We start from the raw sequence: 13,530 nt of genomic DNA, 5'->3' as shown, positions 1-13,530 counted from the left end.
CTCAATGCCATTCCACGCAAGAGGAACCCCATGAGCACCCACGAGAACGCCCACACCCCTCTCTCCGTCCTGAGCACGCTCACGGCCGCAACGCTGACCGCATCGCTCGGCATAAGCATCGCCTCGGTCCTGCTGCCCACCCTCGCACGCGACTTCACCGCCTCGATGTCGGACGCGCAGTGGATCGTGCTCGCCTACCTGATGTCCATGACCATCGCCATCGTCTCGGCGGGCCGACTGGGCGACCTGTTCGGCCATCGCCGCATGCTGATCGCAGGTCTCCTGCTGTTCCTCGCCGCATCGGTTCTCTGCGCCCTCGCGCCAAGCCTGACGGTCCTTCTCTTGGGGCGGACGGCGCAGGGGCTCGGCGGCGCAATCCTCATTGCCCTGCCCATGTCGCTGGCCCGTGATGCCGTTCCCGCCGAACGGCTTGGTTCGGCGATGGGCTTGTTGGGCACGACATCGGCGCTCGGAACCGCGCTCGGGCCGTCTCTCGGCGGTTTGCTCCTGACATGGGGGGATTGGCGCATGGCGTTCTGGCTCCTTGCCGGGGTGGCGGCGGTAACGCTGGCCCTCGCCATCGGCGTGATCGCACGCGACCCCAAACGCGAACCCGTCGCGCTCGGCGAACTCGATCTGCCAGGAAGCCTCGTGCTGATGTTGGCTCTCGCCGCCTATGCCCTTGCAACAAGCGGCGGCGCCCAAGGCCTTTCGGTCTCGCCGACCCTCCTCATCCCCGCCGCCATTGCCGCCTTCGCGCTCTTCGTGATCGTTGAAACCCGCGCCCGCGCACCGCTCGTCCCCATGGCCTTGCTGCGCGACCGGGCCACCGGCCTCGGCTTTGCGATGAACCTCGCCATCGGCACGGTGATGATGTCGACGCTGGTCGTCGGCCCTTTCTTCCTCGCCTTCTCGTTGGGCCTAAGCGAGGCGCAGGTCGGCCTCGTGCTGGCAGTCGGGCCCGCCGTCGCCGCGGCGGCCGGCGTTCCGGCCGGGCGACTCACGGATCGGCTCGGCGCGCGGCGGGTGATGATCTTGGGCCTCGTGCAGACCATCCTTGGGCTTCTGGCACTGGCAATCTTGCCAAGGGTCTTCGGCGTCTACGGCTATATCGCCGCGCTCATCGCTCTGACGCCTGCGTTCCAGATGTTCCTCGCCGCCAACAACACCGCCGTCATGTCCGGCGCCTCGATGGCACAGCGCGGCCGCCTCTCTGGCTTGCTCGGCCTATCGCGCAACCTTGGCCTGATGACCGGGGCTTCCGCCATGTCGTCTCTGTTCGTCGCCGTCCTCGGCACTGGCGACGTGACACATGCCCCCGCGCAGCAGATCGCCCATGCCTTCTCGATGACCTTTGGCTGCGCAGCCCTGCTCGCCCTGTTCACTCTGGCCCTCGCCAGCCTAAGCCACCTCGGAGAGCGCCCCGCCGCCGCGCCTCGGCAAACCCACTGAGCCACCCGCCCTGGACTAGCTCAACTGCCCGCGCTGCATCATCGGGGTGCAGCCGAAAGCCGTGCGATAGACCCGCGAGAAATGCCCCGGACTCTCGAACCCACAAGCAAGGGCCACGTCAATGATCGACATCTCCGTCTGTACAAGAAGGTGCCGCGCGCGCTCTAGCCGCATCTCCATGTAATATTTCTTCGGTGAAGAGTTGAGATACTTGCCAAAGAGCCGCTCAAGCTGCCGGACGGATATCCCAAGCTCCGCCGCGATTACAGCGGGCGAAATCGGGTCTTCGAGATGCTGCTCCATGCGGGCGATGGCGGCGGCCATATGCGGGTTGCGCATCCCGTTGCGCGACTGAAGCGAAACCTTCTGCGCCGCCGTCGCTTCGCGCACTGCGTTATAGACCATCTGATCGGCCACAGCGACCGACAGGTCTCGGCCATGATCCTGCGCAATCAAGTGCAGCATGAGATCGGCCGTCGCCGTCCCGCCCGAAGCCGTCGGATGTTTGGCATCCGCGACAAAGACATTCCGCAACAGATTCACCTCCGGAAACTTCTCCATGAAACTGTCGTGGAATTCCCAGTGAATAGACGCGTCCCGCCCGTTCAGAAACCCACCGATCGCCAAGACCCAGCTCCCGGAACACAGCGCGCCGATACTGGTGTTGGTCAACCGCGCCTTGCGCCGCAACGCGCGCAATAGAACCGAGTGGTCCTTCGACTGCATCCCGATCCCCGAAAGCACGAAAACCCGGTCGCATTCCGGCAACGCGTCAAACCTGTGTTGAACGTCAAACCTTGTGTTGTCCGAGCTCTTCGCCGTCTCGCCATCAAGCGACGCATAAGACCAGTGGTAGAGCGTCTCGCCCGAGATCAGGTTGGCAATCCGCAGCGGATCGACCGCGCAGGCAAAGGCCATGTGGGTAAAGTCCTCGACAAGCGCAAAGACGATATGCTGCGAAGCGGACATTGCGATCACCTCTCAAGAAAGCCGAACGCCCCCAAGGGGCCGCCCAGCGACGTGTCACAGGTTGGCCTTTGCGCGGTCTCTGCGCAGTGTGCCGGACTTGTCCAAGCCCTCTGCCCGCAAAAAAGCGTCGTTCTGGAATGCGGTCTCATGGGTCTCTCCCTGCCTTCTACAGATCGCTCGGACCTTTATTGTAGACAATATGTATTTTCCTGTTCTACACAACATCTCACAAAACACAATGACACGCAAAGATTCGCACGCGCGGCGTCGGAGACAGATTCATGAGCCAAAAAACAATCAGCAAAAAAGCGACCTGTGTCGAAGATCTGCGCCGTCGCATCCTGACGCAGGACTTCGAACCGGGAAGCTATCTGGAAGAAGCCGAAATCGCAGAGGCCTACGAGATCTCCCGCCCGCCCCTGCGCGAAGTGCTGAACCAGCTCGCTGGCGAGGGCTATGTGGTCCTGCACAAGAACCGCGGCGCTCAGGTTTCGCCCATGACGCACAAGACCTTGCGCAATTTCTTCATGGCAGCGCCGATGCTCTATGCGGCAGTGTCCCGATTGGCCGCCGAACATGCCACCAAGGCCCAGATCATGCGCCTGAAGGACACCCAGACCCTGTTCCGCAAAGCGATCCGCGATGGCAACACCGCCGAACGCGCCTTGATGAACCAGCGCTTTCACGCCGTCATCGGCGAGATGGCCGACAATGAATTCCTGACACCAAGCCTGCGGCGTCTGCTGATCGACCACACCCGTATCGCTATGTCTTTCTACAACCCCCGCAACAAATCCATGGCAGAGCAGCGCAGCATCGCGGCCGATCAGCACGATCAAATCATCGAGTTGATCGAAAAAGGCGATGTCGAAGGCTCGGCCCAACTGGCCCTCGACCACTGGGAACTCTCGCGCGCCGAGATCGAAAGCTTCGTGACCCCGGTCGGCATCCAAATCCCCCTTGGCCGCGCGCCCGGGGAACCAACTCTGAAAGGAGCCTCATGAAATTCGATGGCATCTATACCCCTGTTATCACGCCGCACCGCGATGATGGCCGCATCGACCGTGACGCCTTGGCGGCACAGATCGAGTATCTGATCGACTCCGGCGTCCATGGTCTGATCAACGGCGGCTCGACCGGGGAATATTACGCCCAGAGCCTCGAAGAACGGATGGACGTGGCAAGCTACGTCAAAGACGTGGTCGGAGACCGCCTGCCGGTGATTGTCGGCACCGTGTCGATCCGGCTCTCGGAATCCATCGCGATGGCGGAACACGCGGCCAAGATCGGCGCCTCTGCGCTTCTGGTCGGTTCGCCGCCCTATTCCGTTCCGACAGAACGCGAGAACGCCCTCAATGCGCTTGCCATTGACCGCGCCGCGGACCTGCCGATCATGCTCTACAACTACCCCGGCCGTATGGGGATCGACATGGGCGAAGAGTTTCTCGACCGCGTCGGCCGTAGCCGCAACTTCTGCGCGATCAAGGAAAGCTCGGGCGATATCAACCGAGTGCACCTTCTGGCACGGGACTACCCGCATATCCAGATGTCCTGCGGCATGGACGACCAAGCCCTCGAATTCTTCGCATGGGGCGCAAAAAGCTGGGTCTGCGCCGGCTCGAACTTCCTGCCCAAAGAGCATGTCGCGCTGTGGAACGCCTGCCGCGTCGAAGGCGACTTCGACAAGGGCCGTCGGATCATGTCGGCGATGATGCCTCTGATGCGCGTCCTCGAACAGGGCGGCAAGTTCATCCAATGCGTCAAACATGGCTGCGAAATGATGGGCAACTACGCCGGTCCTCCGCGCCCGCCGCTGCGCCCCCTCAACAAGGATGACAAACGGCAATTGGAACAAGTGGTCCGTGTGCTGAAACGCACGGTGGCAGGCATCGAAGCAGGGTCGAAACCCGGCACACAGGCGGAGGCAGCGGCATGAGCGACCTTTTGACAACCGAAGAATACAAAGCCATCGCGGCAGGTCTGACCCTGCCCACACAGGCCTTTGTCGACGGAAGCTTCCGTCCGGCCCAAAGCGGCAAGACCTTTGACACGATCAACCCGGCGACAGGGGAAGTCCTGGCCAAACTCGCCGCATGTGGTGGCGAAGACGTGGATTTCGCCGTGCAGAAAGCCCGCGATGCCTTCGAAGATGGCCGCTGGTCCCGCCTGCACCCTTCCGAGCGCAAAGACGTGCTGATCAAGCTGGCAAAGCTGATGACGCGCAACGCCCGTGAACTCGCGGTCATGGAAAGCCTCGACAGCGGCAAGACGATCTACGATTGCGAAACCGTCGATATCCCGGAAACCATCCACTGCCTGAAATGGCACGCCGAGTTGATCGACAAGATCTATGATCAGGTCAGCCCGGCCTCAGACGATCACATCTCCATGGTCGTGCGTGAACCCGTCGGTGTCGTCGGCCTTGTCCTGCCATGGAACTTCCCGCTCCTCATGCTGGCGTGGAAGATCGGCCCGGCCCTGGCCGCGGGGTGTTCGGTGATCGTCAAGCCCGCCGAAGAGACGTCACTGACGGCCCTGCGCGTTGCCGAACTGGCGATGGAAGCCGGTGTCCCGCCGGGTGTCTTCAACGTATTGCCCGGATCGGGCCCGGATGTGGGAGAACCCTTGGGCCGCCACATGGATGTTGACGCGCTTAGCTTCACCGGTTCGACCGAAACCGGACGGCGCTTCCTGCGCTATGCCGCCGAAAGCAACCTCAAGGAAGTCACGCTCGAGATGGGCGGCAAGAACCCGGCCGTGGTGCTGGACGACGCCGAGAACCTCGACCGGGTGGCGGCGCATATCGTCAACGGTGCCTTCTGGAACATGGGCGAGAACTGCTCGGCCTCCTCGCGACTGATCGTGCAACAAGGTGTGAAGGACGCATTGCTCGAACGCATCAAAGCCCATGCCCGCGAATGGCCCATGGGCGATCCGCTCGACCCGCTGAACCGCGTCGGCGCCCTGGTGTCGCAAGAGCATTTCAACAAGGTCTGTTCCTATCTTGGCAAAGGGCCGAAGGTTGTCATGGGCGGCACCGCGAAAGACGGCTTTGTCGAACCGACCATTCTCGATGTCGCCGCCGACGCGCCGCAGGCCCGCGAAGAGATCTTCGGCCCGGTCCTGTCTGTCTTGACCGTTGAAAACTTCGACGAAGCCATCGCACTGGCCAACGCGACCGAATACGGCTTGGCCGCCTCGATCTTCACCGCGAATATCAAGCGCGCGATCCGTGGCGCCCGCGCCATCCGCGCCGGAACCGTGACCATGAACAGCTTTGGCGAGGGCGATATCTCGACGCCGTTCGGCGGCTTCAAGGCAAGCGGCTTTGGCGGGCGCGACAACGGCATCCACGCGCATGACCAGTACACCCAGCTCAAGACGATCTGGCTCGATCTGGCCGACGACGCGGACGAGGCCGTGAATTGACCCACCTCCAAACCGATAAGCTGTCGGCCCTTCCGGGGCCGGCAGCATGGAATGCCATACTCGGGCGCGCCCCCGACTACGCCCCGCTGCAAGGGGCCCAGACCGCCGACGTCGTCGTAATCGGCGCCGGGTTTGCCGGGCTCTCTGCCGCCCGCCGCGTCCGCCAGATCGAGCCCGAGGCAAAAATCGTCCTGCTCGACGCCAGCCGCATCGCCGAAGGCTCGGCGGGTCGGAACTCGGGCTTCATGATCGATCTCCCGCACGAGTTGACCTCGGACGACTATGCCGGAGCTGGCGACGACCGGGCAATGATCGGCCTCAACCGCGACGCCATCGCCTTCGCGGCGCAAGCGGTGGACGAGTATCAGATAGACCCCAACTATTTCGATCGCGCGGGCAAGGTGAATGGCGCGGCAAGCGCGACGGCACATGCCCACAACGAAAGCTACGCGCGCCACCTTGCCTCGCTCGGGGAAGCCTCCGAAATGCTGGACGCCAAGGCGATGGCCGCGCTGACAGGTTCGCATCACTACCAATCCGGGCTCTACACACCCGGCACCGTGATGCTGCAACCCGCCGGATATATCCGCGGGCTGGCGGCAGGGCTGGCACGCGACGCGGTGACCATCCACGAAAACAGCGCCGTCCTCTCCCTCACCCGCGAAGGGCAGGCCTGGAAGGTGACAACCCGCTCCGGCGAGATCAGCGCTGGCCGTGTCATCCTGACCGTAAACGGCCATCTGGAAAGCTTCGGCTTTGAGAAAGGCCGGCTGATGCAGCTTTTCCTCTATGCCGTGATGACCCCAGAGCTCGACCAAGACGCCTTGGCAAAGCTCGGCGGACAAGACCGCTGGGGCATCACCCCTTCAGACCCGATGGGAACAACCGTGCGGCGCATTGATACCGGCCAAGGCGGCAACCGCATCGTCACCCGCACCTGCGCGACCTTGGCCCCCGGACGGCGCGTCGGCCCCGGCCATGTCGCACGAGCAGCGCGCGTGATGCAGAAGAAATTCGACACCCGCTTCCCCAAACTCGCCGGAATGAAAATGCAACACGCCTGGGCCGGCCATCTCTGCCTGACGCTGAACGGCGTGTCGGTGATGCGCCAATTGGACGACGGCCTCTATTCCGGCTGCGTGCAAAACGGCCTCGGCACCGCGCGCGGGACGTTGACCGGGATCGGCGCGGCAGAGCTCGCCTGCGGCGTGCAAAGCCCCATCACCCGCCACTTCACCGCCGAAGCAAAGCCCAAACGCCTCCCCCCACAGCCCTTCCAACAACTCGGCGCCAACGCCGTTCTGCGCTGGAAAGAATGGACAGCACGGGCGGAGTGAACAGCAGCCTTGAGGTCAAAGGCGACCCATCGCGCGGCCACAGCGTTGGGAATGTGGGCGGGGAGTGGGCGTTCGCTGCTTTGTGAACCAGGGTCTGCTTTGCGGGACTTAGCCGTCGTTCATTTGTAGGCCAATTCCTTCAATAAGCTCTGGCGCTTTAAGCTTCTTAAACGCATCTGCGACAGCAATCTGTGAGTTACGGCCAGCTATCTGTAGATGAGCCGCAATGTCTTCCAAGACGCTAATATCGTTGTCATAATCCGATTCAACTTCGCGCGTCTCAATGTGTTTCACTGCAAGTGCAAGAGCCATAGCCAAGTTTTCCATCGCACGACCTCGATATGTTAAAATTTGAAGGCTATAGGACCAAAATCATTGCAGCAATGGGCTCAAACCTGCCATTGGCTGTGCAATGCTTCAACGGCAGTTCAGGGCCGCTCGCACCAAACCAGACTGACACCTATAAAGTCAGCTATGTCCCGCAAAGCTGTCCTTATCAATAATCCTGGTTGAGTTCATCAGCCGCTGGGATTTCCCGTTCGCGACGCGCGATGAAGTCCCGCAGTTCTTCGTCCTTCGCCACATCAAGCTTCGGCTCCTGATACTCGGACAAGAGCTTGCGGGCGTGCTCGAGCGCGCGCTGGGTGATCTCTTTCGACCCTTCCGCAACCCATTGCTCGATTGAGTTGTTGTCAAACAGCTCGGGCATGAAGAAGGCCGTCTGGAAATTGTCCTGCGTGTGCGGGTGGCCAAGGTAATGCCCCCCCGGCCCCACATCTGGCACCGCAGAAAGCGCTTGGTCGAAATCGCCCCATTGCGGCCCTTGGGCCATGCGGTGGCCCATGGCGCACTGCTCTGCATCGACCACGAACTTGGCCACGGAACAATGCATCCCGGCTTCGTTCCACCCGGCACTATGCCAGATGTAATTCGCGCCCGCATGCAGGACCGCCGACAGTGTCGTGGCCGATTCATAGCCCGCCTGCGCGTCAAAGGTCTTCGCCCCGCCCAAAGTGTTCGAGGTTCGCCACGGCACCCCGTAGTGCCGCGCCATCTGGCCGATCATAAAGTTCATCAGGCTGATCTCGGGCGTGCCTGCCATCGGCGCACCGGATTTCATCGAGACCGTCGAAAGATAGTGGCCATAGATCGCCGGACAACCGCGACGGATCACCTGCGTATAGGCCAGCGCGCTCAACGCTTCGGCATTCAACTGCGCAACCGACGCCGGGACCGACGCGGGCGTGTTCGCCCCGCCAAGCACGAAAGGCGAGCACAAGACCGGCTGATTGCGTTTGCACAGCGCCCGCATGGCGCCCAGCATCGTTTCGTCCCAGACCAAAGGCGAATTGCCGTTACAGTTCCCCGTGGTGACCGGATTCTGCTCCATGAAGTCCTCGCCAAACAGGATGGCGCACATGGCCATCACATCCTCGGCGTTCTTCGGACTGGTGGTCATCGCCATAAAGGTCTTGTCGGAATGCTTCATCGACGAATAGGTGATGCGCAGATGCCGCTGGCTGATCGGATGGTCATAGGGCTCGACAATATGGTGCGCCGAGGAATGCAATGCGGGCATCATATGCGCGAGCTTGTGGAACATCGCGAGATCGTCAAGCGTCGGGTTGCGGCGCACATCGTCCAGATCGCGCAGAAAGGGCGCACCGGTCATCGGAACAAAGATCGAATGCGGCCCCCCAAGGCGCACGTTCTTGGCCGGATTGCGCGCCGAATAGGTAAAGTCCGACGGGATCGTCGCAATCAGGTCGCGCACCAACCCGCGGTCGAGATAGACCCGCTCACCCTCTACCTTTGCACCAGCTTGCTTCCAGTCTTCCAGCGCAATCGGATCGCGAAACACCACGCCCACGTTTTCGAGGATATCCATCGAGGCGGCGTCGATCTTCTCGACCTGTGCGCCGTCCATCACCTCGCAAAGCGGAATGGCCCGGGTCAGGCCGGGCAGCATGGTGAAATCCCGGGTGGTGCGAAGCGTCCGGCGTGCCGAGCGTCCGCCGGAACGCGCGCGGGGTCGGGCCAAAGTGTCGGTCATATCCAGTCTCCTTTGCGATTGAGACGATATTGGACAGACCGGCACGCGCGCTCACGCAGAATTGCGAAGCGGGTCTCACAAGAAACGACCACGCCCTGCCGGCACAGATCGGCCAGGCTCAGAGCGACAGGCCGACCTGTCTGCCGTCATAGATCGCCGCCGCCGCAAGGCGCGGGGCCGCGGCATCGCCAATAGGAACCACATGCAGCCCGCGCGTGCGCAATTCCTCAAGAAGCGCGCCATCCGCGCGGTTCCCCGTCGCAAGCACAAGCGACTCCGCCGCGATTTCGCGCTCCTCACCGGTCAACAGCGACCGGCACCGCGCCCCGGAAGAGGACCACCCCACAAGCGCGCTTTCAGTGACGAACCCGACCCCCAACCGGGCAAGCGTCTGACGCGCCGGGAAATCCGTCGCGCTGCGCCCCAGATCGCGGGCGATCATCGCATCCGGGGTGACAATCGTGACCTCATGCCCGGCCTCGGCGAGATGCCACGCCGTGCCAATGCCTTTCCAATGCCCGCCCTCGTCCAATAGAACGACGCGCGGGCCAAGCCGGGCCGCGCGGCCCATCACGTCTTCGCTCGACCAGACGCTGCCGCTCTGGACGCCGGGCAGCTCTGCCACCTGTGGCAAGGCCTTCTGAAACCCGCTCTCCTGCGGCAACGCCCCGGTGGCAAGCACGACGCACTCCGCGCCGATATCCGCGATTTCGTCGGCATCGAGATAGTGATTGAACCGCACCGTGACCCCAAGCGCCGCCAACTGCCGCTCGTACCATGCGATCAGGTCGGTGATCTGCGCCCGCCGCGGTTGCAGCCCGGCCAAACGGAACTGCCCCCCAAGCTCTGGCCCCGCCTCGCAGAGCGTGACCTTGTGGCCTCGCTCGGCTGCAACGCGCGCCGCCTCGAGCCCCGCCGGGCCGCCGCCGACGACCAACACGCTCTTTGCCGTCTCCGCCCGCGTGAACCGGTCGCCACCCCAGTCCGCCTCATGGCCAACCGACGGGTTTATCAGGCACGAGATGTAGTAATCACGCCCCCGCCGCCCCCAGCACTGCTGGTTACACGACAGGCACCCGCGGATATCCTCGCTCCGCCCCTCTGCCGCCTTGGTCACTAGATGCGGATCGGCGATCTGCCCACGCACGATTGACACCATATCCGCCTGCCCGGCCCCCACAACGGTATTGGCGTTCTCCGGCGTGCGGATATTGGCTTCGGCGGTCACACGGGCGCGCACCCCCGCTTGTTTGAGCCGTTCGGCCAGATCCGCGCCAAGGTTCTCGGGATACTGAAAGCTGGGGATGATCTTCTGAAAATCGACATAGCTGCCCGCGCCGATGGTGACATAGTCCATCAACCCCTCGGCATCATGCAACGAAACAATCTCGACCATCTCGTCGCGTGAGGGAAAGACACCCGTGGCCGGATCGTCCGACACCGCCAGACCGACGATGAACGCCTCTCCACAAGCGGCGCGAATCCGGCGCAGGATCTCCCTTGAAAACCGCGTGCGGTTCTCAAGACTGCCGCCCCATGCGTCGGTGCGCGTGTTGGAAAACGGGGTCCAGAACTGATCGAGCAGACAATGATAGGCCGCCCAGACCTCGACCCCGTCAAACCCCGCAGCCTGACAGCGGAGCGCGGCCTTCACAAAGGCCTCGATGGTCTCTTCGATCTCGGCCTCGGACATGGCCCGGCTGCCATCATTGTCGTGATAGCTCGGCCCGCCCGAAGGCGACCAGTTCGCATGCCAGCTATTGTCCCAATCGCCATGTGCACCGACGTGATACAACTGCTGGATCATCACCGCGCCCTCGGCCTTACAGGCTTCGGTCAGACGGGCAAAATGCGGGATCACCGCGTCGCTCGAATGCCGGAAATTGCCCCGCGTAAGAACGGCGGCGGCATGCACGGGCATCGGTTCGACCACGATCATCGCCGCCCCGCCTATGGCGCGCTCAAGGTAATAGCCAAGGTGCCGATCCCCGGGCAGGCCATCCTCGGCCATGTTGGTCGTATGCGCCCCGAACACGATGCGGTTGCGCAGCGTCTTGTGGCGCAGGGTCAGCGGGCTAAAGATATGTGAGTTGGTCATTCTGCCCCCCAAGCACAGAGCATCACCCGATTGCGAGCGCGCCCAAGGCACGCCGGGCCCATCGCACGCGGTGCATCAGATATCCTTCATCAGACGCAGCGCGTCATAGATCGCGGCATGGGTGTTGCGGGCGCTAACCGCATCCCCGATCCGGAAAAGCTGAAACGGGCCGTCGGGGTTGCGGGTCACGCTCTGCACCTCACCGCCGATCAATGCGTCATAGTCCACTGCGCCATGGTTCGATGACAGCGGTTTGAGCTCAAAATAAAGCGTGTCCATTGGCATCGTGCCATAGTTCACCACGACCTGATCATAGGTCTTCTCGCTGGTGAAATCGCTATAGTCGGTGCCGATCACGGCCTTCAAACGGTTGCCGTCGCGCTGTACGTCTTTCAGGCGGCGGGTGACGGTAAAGGTGACATCCTTGTCCTGAAGCGCGCGCATATAGGGGACAAGGTTCATCGCCATGATGTCGGGCGCAAAGGTGCGGTCCGGGGTCATCACCTCGACCTTGCTGCCGGCCTCGGCGGCTATTTCGGCCGCCATCAGGCCGGGATGATCGCCGCTTTCATCATAGATGAGAACCTGCGCGCCGGGTTTCACATCTCCCGCGATGATATCCCAAGCACTCACCACCTCGGCCTGCTCCTGCCCGGCTTCGAACAACTCGGTATTGGGCATTCCACCTGTGGCGACAATCACCACATCAGGGTTCAGCGCGGTCACGTCCTCGACCTCGGCCCATGTGTTGAACCGGAATTCCACGTCCCGCGCCGCGCATTGCGCCATGCGCCAGTCAATGATGCTGATCATCTCGCGACGGCGTGGGTTCTGCGCGGTCAGGCGGATTTGCCCGCCCGGGTCCGGCTGTGCCTCAAGGACGACCACATCATGGCCGCGCTCTGCGCTGACACGCGCCGCCTCCAATCCCGCTGGCCCGGCCCCGATGACCACGACCTTCTTGCGGGTCTGCGCCGGCGCGATGCTGTGCGGCATCGTCAGCTCCCGGCCCGTCGCAGCATTGTGGATACAAAGCGCATCCCCCGCCTGATAAATCCGATCAAGACAGTAGGTCGCCCCGACACAGGGACGAATATCATCCTCGCGCCCTTCCATGATCTTTTTGACCACATGCGGATCGGCCATATGCGCCCGCGTCATCCCCACCATGTCGAGCAACCCGGCCTGAACCGCATGGCGGGCGGTGGCGACATCCGGGATCTTGGCGGCGTGAAAGGTCGGCATCCCGGTCACCTTCTTCACCTGCCCGGCAAAATCGAGATGCGGCGCGTTCTTCATCCCCTGCACCGGGATCACATCGGTCATCGCCGGGTCGGTGTGGATACGCCCGCGCACCACGTTGAGAAAGTCGACCATCCCCGACTCCGCCAACCGCTTCGAAATCTCGACCCCTTCCGCCTCTGAGATTCCGCCAGCCTCGATCTCATCGGCCGTATAGCGCAGCCCGACAATGAACCCGTCGCCCACGCGCTTGCGGATTCCGCCAAGCACATCCATCAATAGCTGCATACGGGTCTCAAGCGACCCGCCGCCATACGGCCCATCAAGGTCATTCGTCAAAGGCGACCAGAACTGATCGAGAAGATGGCCATAGACCTGCAACTCGATCCCATCCATGCCCCCCTCTTTCATGCGCTCGGTGGCATCGGCAAAGTCGGTGATGATGCGCTCGATGTCCCAGTCTTCCGCCAGTTTGGGAAAGGCACGGTGCGCCGGTTCGCGATGCTTGGAGGAGGACACCGACGGCAGCCAATCGCCCTTGTTCCACGCCGTCCGCCGCCCAAGATGGGTCAGCTGAATCATCACCGCACAGCCATGATCATGACAGGCATCCGTCAGCTGCCGAACCCACGGCACGACCTCGTCCTTGTAGGCCAGGATATTGTTGAACACCGGCGGGCTGTCCTTGGAGACCGCCGCCGAACCCGCCGTCATCGCCAGAGCCACCCCCGCCTTGGCGCGCTCTGCGTGATAGGCCGCATAGCGTTCTTTCGGCATGCCATCCTCGGGATAAGCGGGCTCATGGCTTGTCGTCATGATGCGGTTGCGCAGCGTCAGATGCTTGAGCTGATAGGGCTGAAGAAGGGGATCGTTTGACATTGCAGGACTCCGATGAACTGCCAGGACGATTCCAGAAATGTTCACTTGTGTCAATAAGTCGTTCATCTCTG

At 62.5% G+C, this 13,530-nt stretch carries 10 protein-coding genes; 5 read left to right on the top strand and 5 right to left on the bottom strand.

Features of this window, described 5'->3' with window-relative positions; translation table 11 throughout:
* Window positions 1-30: 30 nt before the first annotated feature.
* Entirely contained in the window at window positions 31-1,452 is a 1,422-nt protein-coding gene (locus R1W01_RS10260) for an MFS transporter (protein ID WP_297755548.1), read from the top strand.
* A gap of 15 nt (window positions 1,453-1,467) precedes the next feature.
* Here the strand turns inward: R1W01_RS10260 and R1W01_RS10255 are convergent, their stop codons facing one another.
* Entirely contained in the window at window positions 1,468-2,421 is a 954-nt protein-coding gene (locus R1W01_RS10255) for a GlxA family transcriptional regulator (RefSeq protein ID WP_243612536.1), read from the bottom strand.
* A gap of 281 nt (window positions 2,422-2,702) precedes the next feature.
* Between R1W01_RS10255 and R1W01_RS10250 the strand changes: the two genes are divergently transcribed.
* Genes R1W01_RS10250 through R1W01_RS10235 form a run of 4 tightly spaced genes read left to right on the top strand, consistent with a single transcriptional unit; the run spans window position 2,703 to window position 7,187 of the window.
* Window positions 2,703-3,425, top strand: coding sequence for a GntR family transcriptional regulator (locus R1W01_RS10250; protein WP_297755553.1), 723 nt, complete (start codon window positions 2,703-2,705; stop codon window positions 3,423-3,425).
* Window positions 3,422-4,357 (top strand): dihydrodipicolinate synthase family protein, encoded by a 936-nt coding sequence (locus tag R1W01_RS10245; protein WP_297755556.1) that lies wholly within the window; start codon window positions 3,422-3,424, stop codon window positions 4,355-4,357. The genes R1W01_RS10250 and R1W01_RS10245 overlap by 4 nt, the downstream gene beginning before the upstream one ends.
* Window positions 4,354-5,850: an aldehyde dehydrogenase gene (locus R1W01_RS10240; protein ID WP_297755558.1), complete on the top strand. Its 1,497-nt coding sequence runs from the start codon at window positions 4,354-4,356 to the stop codon at window positions 5,848-5,850. Before R1W01_RS10245 ends, R1W01_RS10240 begins: the two co-directional genes overlap by 4 nt.
* Complete coding sequence (locus tag R1W01_RS10235) at window positions 5,847-7,187, top strand: NAD(P)/FAD-dependent oxidoreductase (RefSeq protein WP_297755561.1); 1,341 nt, start codon at window positions 5,847-5,849, stop codon at window positions 7,185-7,187. The genes R1W01_RS10240 and R1W01_RS10235 overlap by 4 nt, the downstream gene beginning before the upstream one ends.
* Before the next feature lie 108 nt (window positions 7,188-7,295).
* Here the strand turns inward: R1W01_RS10235 and R1W01_RS10230 are convergent, their stop codons facing one another.
* From R1W01_RS10230 to R1W01_RS10215, 4 genes are all read right to left on the bottom strand, one after another.
* Entirely contained in the window at window positions 7,296-7,499 is a 204-nt protein-coding gene (locus R1W01_RS10230) for a hypothetical protein (protein ID WP_317275221.1), read from the bottom strand.
* Between the two features lie 184 nt (window positions 7,500-7,683).
* Window positions 7,684-9,240, bottom strand: coding sequence for a trimethylamine methyltransferase family protein (locus tag R1W01_RS10225; RefSeq protein ID WP_297758759.1), 1,557 nt, complete (start codon window positions 9,238-9,240; stop codon window positions 7,684-7,686).
* Window positions 9,241-9,358: 118 nt separating this feature from the next.
* Window positions 9,359-11,338: an FAD-dependent oxidoreductase gene (locus R1W01_RS10220; protein ID WP_297758756.1), complete on the bottom strand. Its 1,980-nt coding sequence runs from the start codon at window positions 11,336-11,338 to the stop codon at window positions 9,359-9,361.
* Between the two features lie 75 nt (window positions 11,339-11,413).
* Entirely contained in the window at window positions 11,414-13,459 is a 2,046-nt protein-coding gene (locus R1W01_RS10215) for an NADH:flavin oxidoreductase (protein ID WP_297758753.1), read from the bottom strand.
* Between the last annotated feature and the right edge of the window lie 71 nt (window positions 13,460-13,530).

Source organism: Shimia sp. FJ5, assembly GCF_032918335.1.
Lineage (GTDB): Bacteria > Pseudomonadota > Alphaproteobacteria > Rhodobacterales > Rhodobacteraceae > Shimia > Shimia aestuarii_A.
Note: the sequence above shows the minus strand (reverse complement) of the source record. Positions and strands in the feature narration are given on the sequence as shown.